Origin of the sequence: Priestia flexa, assembly GCF_021441905.1 — a bacterium.
In the GTDB taxonomy this organism is placed as follows: Bacteria; Bacillota; Bacilli; order Bacillales; family Bacillaceae_H; genus Priestia; species Priestia flexa.
Map to the genome: position 1 here is coordinate 2650295 of NZ_CP090431.1, position 21108 is coordinate 2671402.

A 21108-nucleotide genomic window follows, 5' to 3' on the forward strand; every position below is an offset into this window, starting at 1 on the left:
TCACCTAATTTCTGTGTAGCATAAACTGTTGCAGAGAAATCTCATCCATTTGCTTACTTTCCGCATCACCCTGAGTTTTTAGGTAGCTTGTATAGCTTTTGTCTTTAAGCTTTTCATACTTTTTGCACTCAATATTTTTTTCTTGAAGCTTCAGCTCTTTCATACTCATCTGCTGTCGCGCCAACATGACGTCTCGCTGGAGCCTGGCAATCGTCGCCTCAATGCTTTCAAGCGCTTGTTGAAAAAATTTAATCTCGCTAACCGCTAAACCACTTTTAAGCTTTTTTGCCTGAAGTTCAAGCATTTCTTCTTTCTGCTTGAGCTTATCGTAAAGCCTCTGCCCGACTTGCTCGAAATATTGAACTGATTCGTTATATTGAGCTAATAAACGATTTTTTTCATCTTGCTTAACCGTCATGACTTTTGCTAACTTAAACTGATACGTCACGTTCGTTCACCTTTCTGAAAGAGCTGTTTTAGTATCTCTACGCTATCTTTAAGCGTGGGATGTTCACTCGTTTTTTGCTTTAAAAATGAAATAAGTTCTGGATAATATAAAATTGCTTCATCAATTTCAGCAGAGGACCCTCTTTTGTAAGCTCCGATATTAATAAGGTCTTCTGCTTCAATATATGTAGAAAGTAATAACCGTAGCTTTTCAGCACTTATTTTATGATTTGCTTCTACAATATGATTCATAACGCGGCTAACACTTTTGAGCACATTAATGGCTGGATATTGACCTTTATTAGCTAAATTCCGATCCAATACAATATGCCCATCAACAATTCCTCGAACCGTATCAGCAATCGGTTCGTTCATATCATCACCGTCAACTAATACCGTATAAAATGCCGTAATAGAGCCTTGTTCAGTAGTACCTGTTCTTTCTAATAGGCGAGGTAATGAAGCAAAAACCGATGGTGTGTATCCTTTGGTTGTGGGAGGTTCTCCCACTGCTAAACCAATTTCTCGCTGCGCCATAGCAACGCGCGTAACGGAATCCATCATCATCATGACGTTAAGCCCTTGACTTCGAAAGTATTCTGCAATAGATGTAGCTGTATAAGCCGCCTTCATTCGTAATAGTGGAGGCTGATCAGAAGTTGCGACAACGACAATTGAATTTCTCAAACCTTCCGAACCAAGGTCTCTCTCAATAAACTCACGGACTTCTCGACCACGTTCCCCTACTAATGCAATGACGTTGATATCTGCATTCGTGTTTCTCGCAATCATTCCCATAAGCGTACTTTTCCCAACTCCACTTCCTGCAAAGATTCCAATCCGCTGACCCTTGCCAACTGTAAGCAAACTGTCGATTGCTCGAACCCCTACTTCAATTGGTTCAGAAATTGGTGGGCGTTGCAATGGATTAGGAGGTTCCTGTTCAGTTAACACTGATGGAAGATAGCTAGGTAAGCTAGTTCCATCAAGTGGATTTCCTAGGGAATCTAGTGCTTGACCAATTAGCTCAGGTCCTACTTTTACTTGAAGCGGTTTTTCAGTTGTTTCCACGATGCAACCAGGTCCAATATATCGAACAGATGTATAGGGCATTAAAATGACATGTTCATCTTTAAATCCAACTACTTCTGCTTGAATTCGCTCACAAGTATCCTTTAAGTGGATATAGCAAACATCACCAATGGAAGCTTGTGGTCCTCGTGATTCAATCATCATTCCAATAACTCGGTTAACTTTCCCATATCGTTTAAACGAAGAGATATGAGCTATCTCAGGAATAAGCTGCTTCACTTTCACTTTGCTTTTCCTCCATTAAACGTAGTTTCAATTTCTTTTTTAGCTCCGTTAACTGACTATCAACCGATGCATCGAGCTTTCCATACATCGACTCAATAATGCAATGTTCATCTGTCAAATTTTCATCTGCGTATATGAATAAGCTAGCTTCTCCATTCAATATATCGAACAATTGCTGTTTATTTTCACAAACCATTTCATAATGGCAAGGTGCCACAAAGACTCGAAGCTCTTTGCTCTCTCTAACTTCCTTTATTGCGTGCTTAACCAGTGATACAAAACTTTTCTCATTTTTATGTTGAAGATTTTGCCCAATGACTTTCTCAGCAAGTGTAAAGCCAAGCTCTAAGATAACCTCTTCAGCTTGAGAAAGGTAATCGGTATAATCTTTTTTAGCTACGTTAACAGCAGTACGGGCTTCTTCTATAAGCGATGTATAGTCCTCATATCCAGCCTGTTGACCTTCACTATACCCAGCGTTAAAACCCTTTTTCTTCTCTGCTTCATATAGCTGTATTTTTTCATTCTCCCACTGCTGTCGCTCTGCTTCAATTTGCTGTCTTGCTTCTAATAGTCTTGCTTCAGCTTCTTCATAAAGACGTGTAGACGCTTCTTTTGCTTCAGTAAGAATTTTGTCAGGGCATTCATTCTTTGCTGTCTGACCATTTGAATTGATCAAATTTCTCCCACTAAATAATGGCTTGATTTCGATTGTTTTGGCTGAATCATGTACGTGATTTGCATAGGTAGATTTAATGATACTAGACAATAATATCGTCTCCTCCACCTCTTGCAATGACTACTTCTCCCATATCTTCTAATCTACGAATAACCGCCACAATGCGAGACTGAGCTTCTTCCACATCTTTTAAACGGACTGGTCCCATATACTCCATTTCTTCTGTAAACGTGTCTACCATTCGCTTGGACATGTTGCGGAATATAATATCTTTTACTTCTTCGCTTGCTACTTTTAAGCTCAATAGCAAGTCTTCATTTTCAACCTCACGAACGACACGCTGGATGGAGCGGTTATCCAACGTCACAATATCTTCAAAGACAAACATACGCTGTTTAATCTCTTCCGCAAGCTCTGGATCTTGAATTTCTAGAGTATCAATAATAATTTTCTCTGTTGCACGATCCACGCCATTTAACACTTCAACCACCGTCTCGATTCCACCAGTATGGGTGTAATCTTGCGTCACCGTTGTCGAAAGCTTTCTTTCTAAAATTTGTTCTACTTCACTGATGACTTCTGGAGATGTGCTATCCATTGTAGCAATTCTTCTCGCAATATCACCTTGACGCTCTTGAGGTAAAGATGACAAAATTTGCCCAGCTTGAGCTGGCTCTAAGTATGATAAGATCAAAGCAATCGTTTGCGGGTGCTCATGCTGAATAAAATTTAAAAGCTGCATTGGTTCTGCTTTACGCGCAAAATCGAATGGTCGAACTTGCAAAGATGAAGTTAAACGATTAATAACCATTATTGCTTGTTCAGGACCTAAAGCTTTTTCCAACACTTCTTTCGCATAAGTAATGCCGCCTTTTTCAATATAATTCTGAGCGATTGTCATTTGCTCAAATTCTTTTAAAACAGCTTCTTTAACCGCAGGCTCTACCTTTCGCATTGAAGAAATCTCAAACGTTAGCTGTTCAATTTCGTCTTCGCTTAAATGCTTATAGACGGAAGCGGATGCATCAGGACCAAGGGAAATTAATAAAATAGCTGCTTTTTGCTTACCTGTTAATTCACTTTTACTTACCACTTTCGCCACTATACTCCCTCCTACTCCTCACTAATCCACGTGCGCAATAGCTTTGCGAATTCATCTGGCTGCTCACCTGCAAGCTCTTCTAGACGTTTCCTTGACTGCTGCTCTTCACTTAGGACAGGAGGCTTTTGAATGGTTTCAACTGAATCTTCATACTCTTCTTCATATTCATAGAACTCTTCTTCAGAATCTTTTCTACGCTTTAACAATAAGAATAGTAGTGCAAGAATAACTAGTAATAAGCCACCACCTACAAAATATAGCCATGTTGGGATTCCGCTTTGCTGTTGATTAGCGGCTACTTTCTGTTCTTGGAATGGCTGTACGGAGACTACAATTTTGTCTGCAACCTGATTATCAGTTAACTCAGCACCTTGTTCATCCTTTGAAATTGACGTACGAACAATCGTGCTTAAAACTTGCTGAATGTCATCCTCTAAATTCTCTGCTAGTTCAACTTCACCGTTTGCATTAGAAGGGTCAATCATTACTTGGATTCCTAAGTCACGAACTTTATAAGGACTCTCTACAATTTCTTTACGAATTCTATTTACTTCGTTGTTGATTCGTTCTTCTGCCTTTTCATAGTCTCCACTGTCGGTACTTCCACTTTCTACATAGTTGGTTGTATCTTCTTCACCGGTTCCTGCAACCCCACCATCTTCAGGTTTCTTTCCCGTAAACGTTTCATTGATTCGCTCCACGCTTACTGCGATTCCTTCCATGTTTTCTTTATCTACAGGTTCCACTAAATTTTCTTCTCGATTTTCCTGTGTAAAGTCAACATCAGCTGTAACTGAAACCATTACTTTGTCTTGTCCAACTAATCTACCTAACATTTGTTGAACTTGGCGCTGAACATCACGTTCAATTTCCTTTTTAATACCATGCTGAGTAGCAAAACTAGATGAATTAGACATTTCGTCACTGCTCTTCAAGTCAAAATATTCAAAGTTTTGATTCATAATTACGATATTATCAGTAGGTAAATTTGGAACACTTTTTGAAACCAAATGATAGAGAGATTTTATTTGTCCCTCATCAAATTTGTAGCCTGGCTGTGTATTTAAAACAATTGATGCTGAAGCTTCTCCTTGCTGGTCCTTCACCCAAACACTTTCTTCTGGCAAGGTAATCATCACGTTCGCATTATTGACACCTTGGATATTTTTCATCAGATTAGCTATTTCGGTTTGCATAGCTTCCAATTTAACAACGTTAAACTCATTGTCCGTCATACCAAATCCAGCATTTTGCCCAAAGAAAGAATAATCAATGCTCCCACTGTCTGGTATACCTTGTGCAGCAAGATCCACCTTTAATGAGTCAACATGTCGTTCCGGTACTGAAATAACCGTTCCATTTTCTGAGATTTCAGAAGGTATTTTTCTTGTATCCAGCTCCGCTTTAATTTGACCTGTTTCCTGTACAGATAAATTGCTGTAAAGGGGAACAAACTTCTCATTGGTTGCTACTAAAGAAATAGCAATAAGGGCAATTAGCAGCGCCAAGGGGCCGCCGATGATCAAACCTTTTTGAACCTTAGTGCGCTTTGACCAGAACGCACCTATTTGATTTTTATAGAGTGCTAGTTTTTCATTCATTACAATCCTCCGGCTATTGCTTGTTTTCTATCTAGGGATGAAATAACCGCTTTTTAGCTAAAACCGTTTACTACATTTGCATACGCATCATTTCTTGATATGCTTCAACAGCTTTATTACGTATTTCAATTGTCGTCTGCATCGCAATACTGGCTTTTTGTGATACAATCATGACATTATGTAAATCAATTTTTTCTCCACGAGCTAACTTTTCTGTGGCTAGATCTGATGCCTTTTGTGCGTTGTTTACTTGGTTTAACGACTCTTTTAAAAAAGTTGAAAATTGACCGTGAGCTTCTTTAACGGTTCCTGTGTTCGATATTTTCTCAGTTAGTACAGGCATTTGATGTTGAATCCCTTGAATCATACTGCTTCACCTTACTTTCCTATTTCCAATGCTTTCAATAATAAATTTTTATTTGCGTTTAACACCGTAATATTTGCTTCATAGGATCTTGTTGCACCAATTAAATCTGTCATCTCTTTTAATGGATCCACATTGGGAAGCTGAACATACCCATCTTCATTTGCGTCAGGATGCGCTGGGTTATACACAAGCTTAAAAGGAGATTGATCTTCTGTTATGGACTTAACTTTCACACCGCCCGCTGACCCTTTACTCATTTCATTTTGTAGCAACGAAGAAAAACTTGGACCACCGTTTGATTGGAGCGAAACCACTTTTCTGCGATACGGCTGCCATTCTCCATTTACAAGTTCACTTCTTGTTGTTTCGGCATTCGCCATATTAGAAGAAATAACATCCATTCGTAGTCGATTAGCAGTTAAAGCTGACCCAGATATGCTGAGATTTTGAAATATTGACACCTCTACTTACCTCCTCTAATGACAGTTTGTAGAGAATTAAATTTACCGTTAAGTCGATCAATTAATGCTTCATAGTAAATTTGATTTTCTGCCATTGTCGTCATTTCTTTATCTAAATCAACCCCATTGCCGTTTTCTTGGTATGTATGACTTGTTCTTGAAATAACAGCTGCTTGTTCGGATGATTTTGAGAATTCAATATGTTTTTCGTTCGTACGGTATGCTTTCAATGAATATTGAAGCTCTGATTGAAATTGATTCTTCCGAGATACATCTTTAGCCTTATAGTTTGGCGTATCTACATTTGCAATGTTTTGAGAAATTGTTTGCTGCTTAAGCGTTGAATAATTCAGACCTTGCTCTAATGACTGAATTGTTCCTGAAAATAAACTCATATAGGACACCTACTTACCGCGTTTAATTTTCTGACAAATTTCGACTTTTCTACCATAAAGCCTATTGTAAAAAAAAGTATGCTTCTTGTCTATACCTAATAAGCAACTTTTGTACTACATTACTAAAATTTATCATTGAATTTACAAATCTATTTTAACACCTTCAAAATAAATCCGGGCGCTTTTTTCGACAAAATACACTAAATATAATTAATAAGACTCTAATAAATTACATTAAAAGTAATTTAATTAATTCTTAAACACTAAAATCATCAAAGTTAATCGTTTTTTTGTATAGTCTCAAAGAATTATATTTATTCAAATTAACTAGTTCTTTATGGACTTTTTATATTTTAATTAAAAATGGTAATAGTTCTATTAACTCGCATTTTATATAAAAGAGGTACTTTTTTAGGAGGGCGATCTTAACAAAAAAAAGAGACCTTTGACTGCTAATCAAAGATCTCTTTATTCTAACGATTAGTTTGATTTCAATTTTGCTAATTCAACAAGAAACTTGCTGTTTAATACTTTAATGTACGTTCCTTTCATTCCTAAAGAACGCGACTCAATTACACCCGCACTTTCAAGCTTACGAAGTGCATTTACAATTACAGAGCGTGTAATCCCTACACGGTCAGCAATTTTGCTTGCTACTAATAAACCTTCATTACCGTTTAGCTCTTCAAAGATATGCTCGATTGCTTCTAATTCACTGTACGATAGTGAACTAATTGCCATTTGAACAACCGCTTTGCTACGCGCTTCTTCTTCAATCTCTTCTGCTTTCTCACGAAGAATCTCCATACCGACTACAGTTGCACCATATTCAGCTAGAATTAAATCATCATCTGCAAAGTTACGATCTAAACGAGCTAATACTAGCGTACCTAATCTTTCCCCTCCACCGATGATTGGAACGATTGTTGTTAAACCAGCTTCAAAAAGCTCTTTGTTTTCAACAGGGAACGCTGTGTATTCACTATTAATATCTAAGTTTGAAGATGTTTCAGAAATGTTGAATAAGTTTTGTGTATACTCTTCTGGGAATTGACGCGCTTCTAACATGCCTTTCATGCGGTCATTTTCAATCTGTTGCTTAACTGCGATTCCTAATAACTTACCGCGACGACTAACAACAAATACATTCGATTCAATAACTTCACATAAAGTTTCAGCCATTTCTTTAAAGTTTACGGGCTTACCCGCAGCCTTTTGTAACATCGCATTAATCTTTCTAGTTTTTCCTAATAAATCCATTATCTTTGTTCCTCCTGAAATCTCTATTCTATACCTATAAAATAAATTGACTTAAATCTTTATTTTTTGCAATCTTCTCTAACTTACTTTCCACGTATTGAGGAGTAATAACAATCTTTTCTAACGTAACTTCTGGCGCTTCAAATGATAGGTCTTCAAGCAGTCTTTCCAGAATAGTATGAAGTCTTCTTGCCCCAATGTTATCCGTGTCTTGGTTAACTTGAAAGGCAATTTCTGCAATCTTACGTATAGCATCGTCAGAAAATTCAATTTGTATACCTTCAGTTTCCAATAATGCTACATATTGTTTTAATAGTGCATTATCTGGTTCAACTAAAATACTCATAAAATCTTCTACCGTTAGTTTTGTCAACTCAACACGAATTGGAAAACGCCCTTGTAATTCCGGAATTAAATCCGAAGGCTTGGAAACATGGAACGCTCCTGCAGCAATAAATAAAACATGGTCTGTCTTAATTGCTCCATACTTTGTTACAATTGTAGAACCTTCTACAATTGGTAGAATATCACGTTGTACACCTTCACGTGATACATCCGCTGAAGATGAGTTACCGCTCTTTTGAGCAATTTTGTCAATTTCATCAATAAAGACAATTCCATACTGTTCTGCACGATGAATTGCTTCTTGCGTTACTTCATCCATATCAATTAGCTTTTGAGCTTCTTCGTTTGTTAACACTTTACGAGCTTCTCTCACCGTAAGTTTACGCTTTTTCTGTTTCTTTGGCATAAAGTTACTTAAAGCATCTTGCATATTCATCCCCATCTGTTCCATACCCGAACCTTGCAGCATATCAAACATAGAAGGCTGTTGTTCTTCTACCTCAATTGTTACATAATGATCCTCAAGTTCTCCAAGGGCTAACTGATGGGCAATTTGCTTGCGCTTTGTTTCAACATTTACTTCTTCTTCTTGTTCTGCTTGAGTATCGGCTTGCTGTGAATTATTGGAGAAAATCATTTCAAATGGATTCTTAAATGTCTGCTGCTTTTTCTTGCTTGGAACTAAAAGCTCAACAAGACGCCTATTGGCATTTCTTTGAGCACTGTCGGATACAGAAACCATTTTTTCTTCCTTCACTAAACGAACGGATGTCTCAACTAAATCACGAACCATCGATTCTACATCACGACCAACGTAGCCAACCTCTGTAAACTTTGTTGCTTCTACCTTAACGAAAGGTGCACCAACAAGCTTTGCAAGCCTGCGCGCAATCTCTGTTTTACCAACACCAGTTGGCCCAATCATTAAAATATTTTTGGGAACAACTTCGTCTTTCAAAGCTTCGTTTAATAAGCTACGTCGATAGCGATTCCTTAGCGCAACCGCAACCGCTTTTTTTGCACTTGTTTGGCCAACAATATATTGATCAAGCTTTTCAACAATTTGTCGAGGCGTTAAATGAGAATTCATAGAAAATCCCCTTTCCTACAGTTCTTCTACAATAATTTGATTATTCGTATACACACAAATCTCACTTGCAACATCCAAAGCAGCTTTTGCAATTTCTTTTGCAGTTAAATGTTCTCCGGCATGCTGTTTTAATGCACGGCCAGCCGATAATGCATAATTCCCACCAGAACCGATAGCTAAAATCCCATCATCAGGCTCAATGACCTCACCTGTTCCCGAAACCAATAGTAAGCTATCTCTGTTCATCACAATCAGCATAGCTTCTAGTTTGCGTAAAACTTTATCACTTCGCCATTGTTTTGCTAATTCAACTGATGCGCGCTGTAAATTGCCGTTATACTCTTCTAATTTACTCTCAAACATTTCAAACAGTGTGAACGCATCAGCAACTGAACCTGCAAATCCAGCCAAAACCTGTCCTTGAAATAAGCGACGTACTTTTTTAGCTGTATGTTTCATCACAACAGCATTTCCAAACGTCACTTGCCCATCACCTGACATAGCACATTGACCATTATGTTGAACGGCAAAAATCGTTGTAGCATGAAATGTAGACATAATAACTAACTCCTCCTTCTATGCACGAGGATGATGATTCATATATACTGTTTTTAACCGATCCTTCGTTACATGCGTATATATTTGAGTTGTGGATAAATTTTCATGACCAAGTAGCTCTTGAACCGTACGTAAGTCGGCTCCTTCATTTAATAAATGCGTAGCAAAAGTATGACGTAAAACGTGAGGACTAATATGTATGTTCTCTGCCGTTTTATTCATGAGTTTTTCAATAACTAAGCGAATACCTCTATCCGTCAATGTTGTTCCGCGATTATTTAAAAAGAGCGCATTCGTATTGGTAGCGCTTTTGCTTTTCAACTGCACTCGCCCATTCTGTATATATGTATGAAGAGAGTCTTTTGCATATTTACCAAATGGAACGTAACGCTGTTTTTTTCCTTTTCCATGCACAAGAAGCGTTTGAAGTGAAAAGTCAATATCACTAAGCTGAATGGCTGCGCATTCGCTCACACGAATTCCCGTAGCATACATTAATTCAAGGAGCGCTTGATTACGCTGGCCAAGCGGCGTAGTAAGATCATTTAAATCAAACAGTTTCATCAGCTCTTCCGCATAAAGAAAGCGTGGCGTATACTGATCTTTTTTCGGCAATGAAACAAGCGCAAACGGATTTTCAACCACTATTTGTTCACGATACAAATATCGATAAAAGCTTCGTAAACATGAAATCTTTCTCGACATTGATTTTTTTGAATATGACTTTTCATATAACCTTGTTAAAAACAGTCTTGCATCTGCATATGTAACATCTTGTAAATTTTGTATTTGTTCTGCTTCTAAAAAAGAGATGAATGACTCAATATCTTTTTCATAGCAATCAACTGTATATTGTGAATAGTTCTTTTCAATTTGTAAATATTCTAGGAAGGAATTTAAAGAAACTTTAACAAATTCCACTCATATCACCTCACAAGGGCTACTAAATATTATCACAATTCAGTAGCCCTTGCAAACAATTTCATTATTTTGTTGTAAAATTCTGAATAGTTTCTAATGCTCTTGTAGCGAGCGCTTCATTTCGCTCTTTTTTGTTTTTAATACGGACTTCTAGCTCTTTAAACAAGCCAAAGTTTGCGTTCATCGGCTGGAAATTTTTAGCATTTGTATGCGTGATATAGTGAGCCATACTTCCAATTGCTGTTTCTTGAGGTAGGACAACTAACTCTTCTCCTAAAACGTAACGGGCTGCATTCATTCCAGCCATTAGACCGCTAGCAGCAGATTCAACATAGCCTTCTACTCCCGTCATCTGACCAGCAAAGAACAAGTCTTCACGTTCGCGATATTGATAAGTTGGGCGAAGTAGTTTCGGAGAGTTAATGAACGTATTGCGGTGCATTACTCCGTAGCGAACAACTTCAGCATTTTCAAGGCCAGGAATTAAGCTTAATACCTCTTTTTGAGCTCCCCACTTTAAGTGCGTTTGGAAACCAACGATATTATAAAGCGTTCCTGCTGCATCGTCTTGGCGTAATTGTACAACAGCGTAAGGTCGTTTACCGGTTTTGGGATCTTCTAACCCTACAGGCTTAAGTGGTCCAAACAACATCGTTTTTTCTCCACGCGCTGCCATTACTTCAATTGGCATACAACCTTCAAAGTAGATTTCCTTTTCGAACTCTTTTAAAGGTACCACTTCAGCATCAATTAATGCTTGGTGAAACTTCGTAAACTCTTCTTTTGTCATTGGGCAGTTTAAATAAGCTGCTTCACCTTTATCATAACGTGATTTTAAATATACCTTGTCCATATCAATGCTGTCTTTTTCAATGATTGGAGCCGCCGCGTCATAAAAATAAAGATAGTCTTCACCTGTTAAAGTACGTAGCTGTTCTGATAAATCTTTTGATGTCAATGGACCTGTTGCAATAATTGTTGGGCCTTTTGGAATTTCCGTAATTTCTTCGTGTACAACTTCGACATTCGGGTGATTTTTTACACTTTCCGTTACGCGCGCTGCAAACTCATGACGATCTACAGCTAAAGCGCCACCTGCCGGAACTGCGCACGCATCTGCTGATTCAATAATAATTGAGTCTAGCTTACGCATCTCTTCTTTTAATACTCCAACTGCATTTGTTAAAGTATTGGCACGAAGTGAGTTACTACATACTAATTCTGCAAATTTATCTGTATGATGCGCTGGTGTCTGCTTTACCGGACGCATTTCATAAAGTCTTACTTTTAATCCTCTTTTCGCAATTTGCCAAGCGGCCTCGCTTCCAGCAAGACCAGCACCAATTACGTTAATTACTTGTTCTGTCATGTTCAATCCTCCAACTAAAATATCAAACAAAGAAGTATTATAACATACCTTTTTTCTGTTTGTTTAATCGTTTATCTCCACTCGCTGCTACTTTTTTTCTCAAAAAAATACGACGCCATGTAAATGAGTCGCTAAGAACGTTTCCATTTTAGCACACTACCTCATGTCGTCGCACTTATATCCTTCATAAAAATCAATCATTCATCGTTACAATTTATTCCAAATAACTAATCGCACTTCTTATTGCTGCGTTTCTTCCTTATAATCACAGCTTGTGCAAACTACTTGCGTTCCTTTTTTCTGCTTTTTCTCTACAAGTAAGCTCTCACATTTTGGACACTTTCTAGCAATTGGCTTATCCCAAGAAATGAATTCACAGCTTGGAAAACGATCACAGCCATAGAAAGTACGTTTTTTCTTGGACTTACGTTCTACGATGTTCCCTTCTTCACACGTCGGGCACTTTACGCCAATTTCTTTGACAATTGGCTTTGTATTACGACATTCTGGAAAGTTTGAACATGCCATGAACTTTCCATAGCGTCCCATTTTAAATACCATTGGTGATCCACAAGCTTCACAGTCTTCTCCAGCAGGTTCGTCTTTGATCTCTACTTCACGCATTTCTTTTTCTGCTTTTTCAAGCCTCTTTTCAAAATCGCGATAAAATTCGTCAATAACCTTAACCCACTGTACGCTTCCTTCTTCCACCTTATCAAGGTCCGTTTCCATTTTAGCTGTGAATTCAACATCTAAAATTTCAGGGAAAAATTCTAAAATAAGTTCTAGCACAATCCCACCAAGTTCCGTTGGTACAAAGCGCTTGTTCTCTAAAGCAACATATCCGCGTTTTTGAATCGTATCAAGCGTTGGTGCATAGGTGGACGGTCTTCCTATCCCTAATTCTTCAAGCGTTTTAACTAATCTCGCTTCCGTATAACGCGGTGGTGGCTGTGTGTAATGCTGCTTTGGCTCAATATCTTTTGAATAAGCTGTTTCCCCTTCTTCTAAGTTTGGAAGCTGCTTTTCTTTTTCTTCGACTTGGTCATCGCTACCTTCTACATATAGCTTCATAAACCCAGGAAACTTCACTTTTGACCCATTTGCTCGAAACGTTACGTCACCATTTTTTAAATCAACAGCCATTGTATCCATTACGGCCGAAGACATTTGGCTTGCTAAGAAGCGTTCCCAAACAAGCTTGTATAAACGAAACTGATCTCTTGATAAAAATTCCTTCACATCTGCAGGTTTACGCATTGCCGAAGTAGGACGAATTGCTTCGTGAGCATCTTGTGAGTTGGTTTGCTTCTTTTCTTTTTTCTTTTCTTGTGCTAAATAGTCATTGCCATATGCGTTTAAAATGTACTCTTTTGCTTCTTCTTGCGCTGTTTCAGAGATACGGGTTGAATCGGTACGCATGTACGTAATTAAACCAACGGTTCCTTCTTTCCCTAAATCAATACCTTCGTATAGCTGCTGAGCAATCATCATTGTTTTCTTTGCTCTAAAATTCAGCTTTCGTGCTGCTTCTTGTTGAAGAGAAGAAGTTGTAAAGGAAGGAGCTGGATTTCGTTTTCTTTCTTTTTTGTTACTTTTGAAATCTTAAACTCGTTACCTTCTATCGTTTGAAGAATGGCTTTTACTTCTTCTTCATTGGAAAGGTTTGCTTTCTTCCCTTTGTACTCAATTAGCGATCCTTCAAACTGATCGTTATCTTTTTGGAAAGTTGCTTGTACCGTCCAATACTCTTCCGGCTCAAAGTCCGTAATTTCTTTTTCACGATCAATGATTAAGCGTACTGCAATCGATTGAACACGTCCAGCGCTTAATCCTTTTTTCACTTTCTTCCATAGTAATGGACTAATGTTATATCCCACTAATCGGTCCAAAATACGTCTTGCTTGCTGCGCATCAACTAAATCCATATTGATTGCACGTGGATGTTTAAAAGACTCTTTAATTGCATCTTTTGTAATTTCATTAAATACAACGCGACAGTCTGATGCAATATCTACATCTAGGCTATGAGCCAAGTGCCATGCAATGGCTTCACCTTCACGATCTGGATCGGCTGCTAGATAAATCTTTTTCGCTTTTTTAGCTGCTGTTTTTAAATCTTTCAGTACCGGTCCCTTACCACGAATGGTAATATACCTTGGATCATAGTTATGTTCAGTATCAATGCCCATTTGACTTTTGGGTAAATCACGAACATGTCCCATCGATGCTTTCACTTTATATTTTTTTCCTAAATAGCGTTCAATTGTTTTGGCCTTAGCAGGCGATTCTACAATTACTAGGTAGTCAGACATCTATTTGCTCCTCCTCAAGAGGTAAAATAAAACCTTCATTATTATTAATTAATCTTTTTTTTATCATATTGTATCAAATACTTTTCTCTAAATTTCGTTATGTTTCAGTAATACTCTTTCATCTTACAAATCATACATCTTTCCAAATAAAAAATTACCTATGACTTTGGAATCGATGTAATTCACTTATTATATCTGTAGGGTTCTGTACAAGTTTCGCACCCATTTGAATCAGTTTGTTTACTCCTTTTGAAGCATCATCTGTAATAGGGCCAGGTATAGCAAATACTTCCCTTCCTTGTTGAAGTGCTTGATCAGCTGTAATAAATGAACCACTTCGCTCTTTAGCTTGAACCACAACTGTACCACTTGTCAAGCCACTAATAATTCGATTCCGCTTTGGAAAGTGCCACTTGGCTGGTTTAGTCGGTGGCGGATACTCTGACACCAATAAATGGTTATGAGCAATTTCATTTGCTAATGGAAGATTATGCTTTGGATAGATATTATAAAAGCCACTTCCTAAAACTGCAATAGTTTTTGCTTGTTTAGCAATGGCTAGCTGATGAGCAGCTGTGTCAATACCCAAAGCTAATCCGCTTACAATTACAAATTGATTATGAAGCAACGGAGCTAAAACCGATTGTATAGCATTATATCCATACTGAGTAGGCTGTCTTGTTCCAACCACGCTTAAACAATCTTTATACTGAAATAATGACAAATCTCCTTTACAGAACAAAACCCAAGGTGGATCATAGATATTTTTTAATAAATGGGGATATTCATCATCAATAATTGTTATACAGTAAATACTTTGCTCTTCATATTTATTTAGAATATCTTGTATTGGAATAGTTTGCAAATATTTTTTCACTTGACATGCTCGATTGAATGGAACCTGAAGGATTTGCTGAAGGTCATTCGGAGAATAATTGTACAGATGTTGAAGAGAAGAATCATGCTGAAGAAACGAAAAGATTTGCTTCCAAGTCAATAGCTGACAATGTGATAAGTGAATTATTTTTTTGCGCAACTCATCCATATCATCGACTCCTTTTATGGCATAGAAAATAGTCCTCAGCAAGGAGGACTATTTTTATGCTTTAATGAGTTTTACATTTTTCTAATAAACCTTGTTCTTTTAACACGCTAATTAATGTCTCACCCATTACAGACGGCGTTTCAGCGACTTTGATACCGCATTCATTCATTGTTTTGATCTTTTCAGCAGCCGTTCCTTTTCCACCAGAAATAATGGCACCAGCATGGCCCATACGTTTCCCTGGAGGTGCTGTTTGCCCACCAATAAACCCTACAACAGGTTTTGTCATGTTTGCTTTAATCCATTCTGCAGCTTCTTCTTCAGCTGTACCACCAATTTCACCAATCATAATAACAGCATACGTCTCTTCGTCTTCATTGAAGGCTTTTAGAACATCAATAAAGTTTGTACCATTAACCGGGTCTCCACCGATACCAACAGCTGTTGATTGACCAATTCCCGCTTCAGAAAGTTGATGTACTGCTTCGTATGTTAACGTACCAGAGCGTGATACGACACCAACATGACCTTTTTTGTGAATATATCCTGGCATAATACCAATTTTACATTCTTCTGGCGTAATAACACCTGGGCAGTTTGGTCCTACAAGTCTAGTCTTTTTGCCTTCCATATAGCGCTTTACTTTTACCATATCTAATACAGGAATACCTTCTGTGATACAAATAACAAGATCTAACTCTGCATCAACTGCTTCAATAATTGAATCAGCCGCGAACGCAGGTGGCACGTAAACAACAGAAGCTGTAGCACCTGTTTTTTCTTTGGCTTCTAATACCGTATTAAAAACGGGAACGCCTTCAACTTCCATACCACCTTTACCTGGCGTTACACCACCGACGATTTGTGTGCCGTACTCTAACATCTGCGTTGTATGGAAAAGACCTACTCCGCCTGTTATACCTTGTACAATTACTTTTGTGTCCTTATTAATAAATACGCTCATTCCTATCCCCCAGCCTTTCTATTTCACTAGTGAAACGATTTTTTGTGCGCCGTCTGCCATTGACTCAGCTGCTGTGATATTCAGCCCTGATTCTTGAAGAATCTTCTTACCTAGCTCTACGTTTGTTCCTTCTAAACGCACAACTAATGGTAAGCTTAAGCCAACTTGTTTTGTCGCTTCTACAACACCAGTTGCAATTACATCACACTTCATAATTCCACCAAAGATGTTAACAAAAATCCCTTTTACATTTTGGTCAGATAGAATAATTTTGAACGCTTCTGTTACTTTCTCAGCTGTAGCGCCGCCCCCAACATCAAGGAAGTTAGCCGGGTCTCCGCCATAGTGCTTAATGATGTCCATTGTGGCCATAGCAAGTCCAGCACCGTTTACCATACAACCGATGTTTCCATCTAATGAAATATAGCTTAGGTCATATTTAGACGCTTCAATTTCTTTCGCATCTTCTTCATCTAAATCGCGATACTCTAAAATATCTTTTTGACGATATAGTGCATTTGAGTCGAAGTTTAGCTTCGCATCAAGTGCCATTACGTTTCCATCGCCTGTTACAACAAGTGGGTTGATTTCAGCGATTGAACAATCTTTTTCAACAAATACAGTATATAAACCAGCCATAAACTTAACTGCCTTACCTACTAATTCTTTTGGAATATTAATATTAAACGCGAGTCGACGCGCTTGGAAACCTTGTAGACCAATTGCTGGATCAATGTATTCTTTGAAGATTTTTTCAGGAGTTGCTTCCGCTACCTCTTCAATCTCCGTACCACCTTCTTCAGAACCCATTAATACAACTTGAGAAGTAGCGCGATCTAATACTAAACCAATGTAGTATTCTTTCTTAATATCGCAACCTTCTTCAATAAGTAAACGCTTTACTTCTTTCCCCTCTGGACCTGTTTGATGCGTAACGAGCGTTTTACCTAAAATATCTTGTGCATATGTACGAACTTCATCTAAGCTTTTCGCTACTTTTACACCACCCGCTTTTCCACGTCCCCCAGCATGGATTTGCGCTTTAACAACTGAAACTTGAGATCCAAGTTCTTTAGCAGCTTCAACCGCTTCTTCTACACTATATGCTACTTTACCATTAGGTACTGCTACTCCATATTTTCTTAGGAGTTCTTTCCCTTGATACTCATGGATATTCATTTCCCATCCTCCTAACGTAATCAACCAATAAAATAGACTGCGCTTTCATTGTATAAAAATAATTGTCTAGTTGTCTACTATTCAATTAAAAAATATTAAAATAATTGGAAAATTATTTTTTCTTTATCTCTTGGTCCAGCTGATAAACAAACGCAAAAACCTCTGCCACCACTTCATAAAGCTCGCTTGGAATCTTTTCATGAATAGTTAGCGTGCTTACTAGCTCGGTTAAAGAAGCATCTTTTTGAACAGGAACGTTATGCTCCTGTGCCTGTTCAATGATACGCTTTGCAACTTCTCCACTTCCTTTGGCAACGATCCTAGGCGCCTCATCTCTTTCTTGATTATACGTTAGCGCAACCGCCTTTTGTTTTCTATCATTTATGCTCATATCAAAAAGTCAACTCCTCCTCTATACGAATAAGACGATGTAGACATTTTCTTTTCAATTGAACTTCCTTGTTTCAAAGGACGATAACTAACTCCTGATAGCTGGTAATCCAACTCTTCCAGCTTTTTTACTAAGCTTTTTGTAAACTTTTCACCGCTCTCTTTCAACAGGTCGGCATATTGATTTATTATCTGCAAAGTAATGATTCGATTTTGGATATTTACACTAATGACAACGTCTTGTAACGCTTCAAGGTTCACATAAAATAAAATATGACAATAATTAGGATTAACCCCTTGGTTTTCTTGTCTTTGACCACTCCATTGTATAGAAACATCTCTCCACTGTTTGCCAACTAACAGTGGAACTTCCATGTAGAAGTTAGACAGTGGACCATTGGCCTGTGATAGAAGTTGAAAACCAGTTATTCGAGATATAAGCAGCTCAATTTTCTCTCGAATACCTGCATCGTCGACCGATTTGACTTCTGCAGCTAAAAGGTTCAGAAGTGCTCCTCCACCTTCTTGTGATAATCCAAACGCGTGAAAGAAAGCTGTTAAGCGCTGTACTCCCATTAGTTGTTTGATTACCTCGCTATTAGAGTACTGGTCAATTGCTTTCCATGCGTTCGAGAATGCTTCATACTCCCCAGCCTGTTCGTACACTTCTTGTGATAGCTGACGCACCATGTCAAAACCTTCACGAAAAGATTCTTGCACCTTGGCTAAGAATACAGCTTTCACTTCGCTTTGCTGTAAGGTAAATAAGCGTGAGGCTACACTTAATACGTCTTCTTCCCTTTTACTCTTAGGAAACAAATTCAAATGTTGCAGCATTTGATAGGCTTTTTCGTTATGATTCGTCGCTTGTAACCAATTCACGAATGTTTTTTTAAAAGGTTCATTTTGAGCACCGCTAGACTGAAAAAAGATTGAATCAATTACCTTTCCAAGCCCTGAGTTTGGATTATATTCTTTAATCGCTTGTAACTCTTTTGAAAAAGAACTGCTTCCCATAACATTTTTCAATGCATCGAACACTTCTTTAGACAAGGGAAGACGCAGCTTTAACATATAGGTTAGAATTTCCTTCGTTTGTTCTGTCAAGCTCTCTTTTGCAAGAATATTACCGAGGCTATTTACCTTTTCTTTAGTAAGCGCATGTCCTTGTTCTACAAGATTAGACAACCACTTTTTGCTCTCTTTATTCACTTCAATTCTCAGTTCTTGCACTAATGATTCAACTAATTCAGAACCTTGTTTGATGGGCGAAATCATTTTTAAGTGCGGCAATTCTCCTTCTGTCGAAGTAACTTGAAACCAGTAGTTTTGTCTAACTATTAATGGGGCTTCCAATTTTCCTACCATTGTCATTCCGTTGAGCTTTAAAAGTGCTGTTTGTTTCGGAAAAAGTTTGAGCACCCGTCCAAGAACATGATCGCCAGCAGTAAGTGTAAACGACCTGGTACTATGACTAGATGCTGAGAAAAGCTGTTGAAAACCTGAAATTTTCATCATTCTTCCCCCTCTTTACCACTTATATTTTCTCTTTAATAGGTGCAAAAGAACGGCGATGCTCCTTTAAAATTCCATAGGTATCAATTGCCTCTAAGTGTTGCTTTGTACCATATCCCATATGCTTTTCAAATCCATATTCGGGATAAATTAAAGCTAGTTCCTTCATCATTCGGTCTCTTGTCACTTTTGCAACCACAGAGCTTGCTGCAATAGAAATGCTTGTGGCATCACCTTTAATGATAGACTCCTGCGGAATATTAAGCGGCAACTCCATAGCATCTATTAATAAGGCTTGAGGCTCAATAGATAATCCCTCGATTGCTTCTAACATGGCTTTTTTCGTTGCTTGATAGATATTTAATTTATCAATAGTTGCTGCATCTACAATTCCAACACCAACTGCTACTGCTTGCTGACAAATCTGTTCGTAAAACTCTTCTCTCTTGGCTTCTGATAACTTTTTAGAATCTGTTAATCCAGGTAAAAAGAAGTCCCTAGACAAAATAACTGCGGCGGCAACTACCGGTCCTGCTAAAGGTCCTCTCCCTACTTCATCAACTCCTGCAATAAACTGTAAGCCTTGGTCATACAGTTTGTTTTCATATGCTAACATTTGATAGAATTGCTCTTTTAAGCTCTCAGAGGCTTGTATTTGTTTCTTTCTTTGTACAACAGCTTGTTGTACACCCTTGCGCTCATCTTGCTCATACTGCGCAAATAAGGGATCCTGAAGGTTGTCGATTGCTTGCAACGCCTGCTTAATGTCATTAATGTTTAGTTTCATCTTTTCCTCTCTCCTTACTATCCTTCTATATCGACTGTTCTGTTATTATTTTCAATCAATAAAAAAGCCGCCTTTACCTTACATAGGTAAAAAGCGACCTTAACTTTTTTTACAGCCTATTCTTCTGACGAAAGCTCAGCTGGATCATCAAACGTTAGCATTCCTAGCTTATCCGTTCGAATCTCTCTCAGCACCAGTTCGGCTGTTTTATCATAATCAACCATTCCACCGCTCATAATACAACCTCTTTTTGCTGCAATCGCATCAAAAAGCTCAACAATATCCTCTGGTATCTCCTCAAGACCATAACGCTCTTTAAGATTAACGGGATAATAGCGAGAAAGGAAGCGAAGTGCATAAACACAAATGTCCTGCATGTTAACGATTGTATCTTTAATTGCACCTGTTGTCGCTAATTTATAGCCTACCGTTTGATCTTCAAACTTCGGCCAAAGAATTCCTGGCGTATCTAAAAGCTCTAGCTCACTTCCCACTTTAATCCATTGCTGTGCTTGAGTCACACCAGGACGATCTCCTGTTTTGGCAATCTTTTTGCTTGCTAAGCGGTTGATAAGCGTAGACTTTCCTACGTTGGGAATTCCAACAATCATCGCTCGAATCGCACGAGGTTTTTTAATTCCTTTTGCTTTCATTCTCTCAAATTTTTCATGGAGAATTTCTTTTGATAAAGAGACAATTTGTTTCATCCCTTTTCCTGCCTGTGCATCAATCGCTAACGCTTGTACACCCTGTTCACGATAGTAACGCAACCATTCTTCTGTCATGCGCGGATCCGCTTTGTCTGTTTTATTTAATAAGACAATGCGAGGCTTATTTACAATAATCTCATCAATCATTGGATTTCTTGATGATTGTGGAATACGAGCGTCTACTAGCTCATATACAATATCAATTAATTTTAGTTTTTCCGTAACTTGACGTCTCGCTTTCGCCATATGTCCCGGAAACCATTGTATTGTCATGTTCTACTCACCTTTTAT

The 21108-nt window shown here is 38.1% G+C and carries 20 protein-coding genes and 1 pseudogene; all 21 read right to left on the reverse strand.

The annotated features are described in order from the left end of the window. Window positions 1-4 precede the first annotated feature (4 nt). The 21 genes and pseudogenes from fliJ to ylqF all read right to left on the reverse strand — a co-directional run bounded on the left by fliJ (window position 5) and on the right by ylqF (window position 21090). Window positions 5-448 (reverse strand): flagellar export protein FliJ, encoded by a 444-nt coding sequence (fliJ, locus tag LZP85_RS13620; protein ID WP_025908985.1) that lies wholly within the window; start codon window positions 446-448, stop codon window positions 5-7. Continuing rightward, window positions 445-1764: a flagellar protein export ATPase FliI gene (gene fliI, locus LZP85_RS13625; RefSeq protein ID WP_025908986.1), complete on the reverse strand. Its 1320-nt coding sequence runs from the start codon at window positions 1762-1764 to the stop codon at window positions 445-447. The genes fliJ and fliI overlap by 4 nt, the downstream gene beginning before the upstream one ends. Continuing rightward, on the reverse strand, window positions 1739-2533 hold the full coding sequence (gene fliH / locus LZP85_RS13630) for a flagellar assembly protein FliH (RefSeq protein WP_061784581.1): 795 nt from the start codon (window positions 2531-2533) through the stop codon (window positions 1739-1741). The genes fliI and fliH overlap by 26 nt, the downstream gene beginning before the upstream one ends. Next, entirely contained in the window at window positions 2526-3536 is a 1011-nt protein-coding gene (fliG, locus tag LZP85_RS13635) for a flagellar motor switch protein FliG (protein ID WP_373688722.1), read from the reverse strand. The genes fliH and fliG overlap by 8 nt, the downstream gene beginning before the upstream one ends. A gap of 20 nt (window positions 3537-3556) precedes the next feature. Further along, complete coding sequence (gene fliF, locus LZP85_RS13640) at window positions 3557-5146, reverse strand: flagellar basal-body MS-ring/collar protein FliF (RefSeq protein WP_234561756.1); 1590 nt, start codon at window positions 5144-5146, stop codon at window positions 3557-3559. A gap of 70 nt (window positions 5147-5216) precedes the next feature. Then, a complete protein-coding gene (fliE, locus tag LZP85_RS13645; RefSeq protein ID WP_025908990.1) occupies window positions 5217-5513 on the reverse strand; it encodes a flagellar hook-basal body complex protein FliE in 297 nt (98 codons plus the stop codon). Window positions 5514-5524: 11 nt separating this feature from the next. After that, window positions 5525-5974 carry a flagellar basal body rod protein FlgC gene (gene flgC / locus LZP85_RS13650; RefSeq protein WP_119542569.1) on the reverse strand — a complete coding sequence of 150 codons (450 nt, stop codon included), beginning with the start codon at window positions 5972-5974 and terminating at the stop codon, window positions 5525-5527. Between the two features lie 2 nt (window positions 5975-5976). Continuing rightward, window positions 5977-6369 (reverse strand): flagellar basal body rod protein FlgB, encoded by a 393-nt coding sequence (gene flgB / locus LZP85_RS13655; RefSeq protein ID WP_025908992.1) that lies wholly within the window; start codon window positions 6367-6369, stop codon window positions 5977-5979. 480 nt (window positions 6370-6849) lie between these two features. Next, on the reverse strand, window positions 6850-7629 hold the full coding sequence (gene codY / locus LZP85_RS13660) for a GTP-sensing pleiotropic transcriptional regulator CodY (RefSeq protein ID WP_025908993.1): 780 nt from the start codon (window positions 7627-7629) through the stop codon (window positions 6850-6852). Between the two features lie 34 nt (window positions 7630-7663). Then, entirely contained in the window at window positions 7664-9064 is a 1401-nt protein-coding gene (hslU, locus tag LZP85_RS13665; RefSeq protein WP_025908994.1) for an ATP-dependent protease ATPase subunit HslU, read from the reverse strand. Window positions 9065-9079: 15 nt separating this feature from the next. Beyond that, complete coding sequence (hslV, locus tag LZP85_RS13670; protein WP_025908995.1) at window positions 9080-9622, reverse strand: ATP-dependent protease subunit HslV; 543 nt, start codon at window positions 9620-9622, stop codon at window positions 9080-9082. A gap of 18 nt (window positions 9623-9640) precedes the next feature. Further along, on the reverse strand, window positions 9641-10543 hold the full coding sequence (gene xerC, locus LZP85_RS13675) for a tyrosine recombinase XerC (protein ID WP_119542568.1): 903 nt from the start codon (window positions 10541-10543) through the stop codon (window positions 9641-9643). Window positions 10544-10607: 64 nt separating this feature from the next. After that, window positions 10608-11912, reverse strand: a complete 1305-nt coding sequence (trmFO, locus tag LZP85_RS13680) for an FADH(2)-oxidizing methylenetetrahydrofolate--tRNA-(uracil(54)-C(5))-methyltransferase TrmFO (protein ID WP_025908997.1) — start codon at window positions 11910-11912, stop codon at window positions 10608-10610. Between the two features lie 240 nt (window positions 11913-12152). Further along, a pseudogene (gene topA, locus LZP85_RS13685) lies at window positions 12153-14227 on the reverse strand (type I DNA topoisomerase). A 154-nt stretch (window positions 14228-14381) separates the two neighbouring features. Continuing rightward, a complete protein-coding gene (dprA, locus tag LZP85_RS13690; protein ID WP_226639496.1) occupies window positions 14382-15272 on the reverse strand; it encodes a DNA-processing protein DprA in 891 nt (296 codons plus the stop codon). Between the two features lie 61 nt (window positions 15273-15333). Further along, window positions 15334-16236, reverse strand: a complete 903-nt coding sequence (gene sucD, locus LZP85_RS13695) for a succinate--CoA ligase subunit alpha (RefSeq protein ID WP_025909000.1) — start codon at window positions 16234-16236, stop codon at window positions 15334-15336. An 18-nt stretch (window positions 16237-16254) separates the two neighbouring features. Continuing rightward, window positions 16255-17415, reverse strand: a complete 1161-nt coding sequence (gene sucC, locus LZP85_RS13700) for an ADP-forming succinate--CoA ligase subunit beta (protein WP_025909001.1) — start codon at window positions 17413-17415, stop codon at window positions 16255-16257. Window positions 17416-17527: 112 nt separating this feature from the next. Next, the gene (locus LZP85_RS13705) at window positions 17528-17806 is read right to left on the reverse strand and encodes an EscU/YscU/HrcU family type III secretion system export apparatus switch protein (RefSeq protein ID WP_025909002.1); all 279 of its coding nucleotides are present in this window, start codon (window positions 17804-17806) and stop codon (window positions 17528-17530) included. After that, a complete protein-coding gene (locus LZP85_RS13710) occupies window positions 17803-19323 on the reverse strand; it encodes a hypothetical protein (RefSeq protein ID WP_226639494.1) in 1521 nt (506 codons plus the stop codon). Before LZP85_RS13710 ends, LZP85_RS13705 begins: the two co-directional genes overlap by 4 nt. A gap of 19 nt (window positions 19324-19342) precedes the next feature. Next, complete coding sequence (locus LZP85_RS13715) at window positions 19343-20107, reverse strand: ribonuclease HII (protein WP_025909004.1); 765 nt, start codon at window positions 20105-20107, stop codon at window positions 19343-19345. A 116-nt stretch (window positions 20108-20223) separates the two neighbouring features. Continuing rightward, entirely contained in the window at window positions 20224-21090 is an 867-nt protein-coding gene (gene ylqF / locus LZP85_RS13720; RefSeq protein ID WP_061784590.1) for a ribosome biogenesis GTPase YlqF, read from the reverse strand. Window positions 21091-21108 lie beyond the last annotated feature (18 nt).

What these genes read in the sequence shown, in the direction of transcription:
- fliF (WP_234561756.1), bottom strand. Translation starts at nt 5,146, where the DNA reads ATGAATGAAAAACTAGCACTCTATAAAAATCAAATAGGTGCGTTCTGG.
- fliE (WP_025908990.1), bottom strand. Translation starts at nt 5,513, where the DNA reads ATGATTCAAGGGATTCAACATCAAATGCCTGTACTAACTGAGAAAATA.
- flgB (WP_025908992.1), bottom strand. Translation starts at nt 6,369, where the DNA reads ATGAGTTTATTTTCAGGAACAATTCAGTCATTAGAGCAAGGTCTGAAT.
- codY (WP_025908993.1), bottom strand. Translation starts at nt 7,629, where the DNA reads ATGGATTTATTAGGAAAAACTAGAAAGATTAATGCGATGTTACAAAAG.
- hslU (WP_025908994.1), bottom strand. Translation starts at nt 9,064, where the DNA reads ATGAATTCTCATTTAACGCCTCGACAAATTGTTGAAAAGCTTGATCAA.
- hslV (WP_025908995.1), bottom strand. Translation starts at nt 9,622, where the DNA reads ATGTCTACATTTCATGCTACAACGATTTTTGCCGTTCAACATAATGGT.
- trmFO (WP_025908997.1), bottom strand. Translation starts at nt 11,912, where the DNA reads ATGACAGAACAAGTAATTAACGTAATTGGTGCTGGTCTTGCTGGAAGC.
- dprA (WP_226639496.1), bottom strand. Translation starts at nt 15,272, where the DNA reads ATGGATGAGTTGCGCAAAAAAATAATTCACTTATCACATTGTCAGCTA.
- sucD (WP_025909000.1), bottom strand. Translation starts at nt 16,236, where the DNA reads ATGAGCGTATTTATTAATAAGGACACAAAAGTAATTGTACAAGGTATA.
- sucC (WP_025909001.1), bottom strand. Translation starts at nt 17,415, where the DNA reads ATGAATATCCATGAGTATCAAGGGAAAGAACTCCTAAGAAAATATGGA.
- LZP85_RS13705 (WP_025909002.1), bottom strand. Translation starts at nt 17,806, where the DNA reads ATGAGCATAAATGATAGAAAACAAAAGGCGGTTGCGCTAACGTATAAT.
- LZP85_RS13710 (WP_226639494.1), bottom strand. Translation starts at nt 19,323, where the DNA reads ATGATGAAAATTTCAGGTTTTCAACAGCTTTTCTCAGCATCTAGTCAT.
- LZP85_RS13715 (WP_025909004.1), bottom strand. Translation starts at nt 20,107, where the DNA reads ATGAAACTAAACATTAATGACATTAAGCAGGCGTTGCAAGCAATCGAC.
- ylqF (WP_061784590.1), bottom strand. Translation starts at nt 21,090, where the DNA reads ATGACAATACAATGGTTTCCGGGACATATGGCGAAAGCGAGACGTCAA.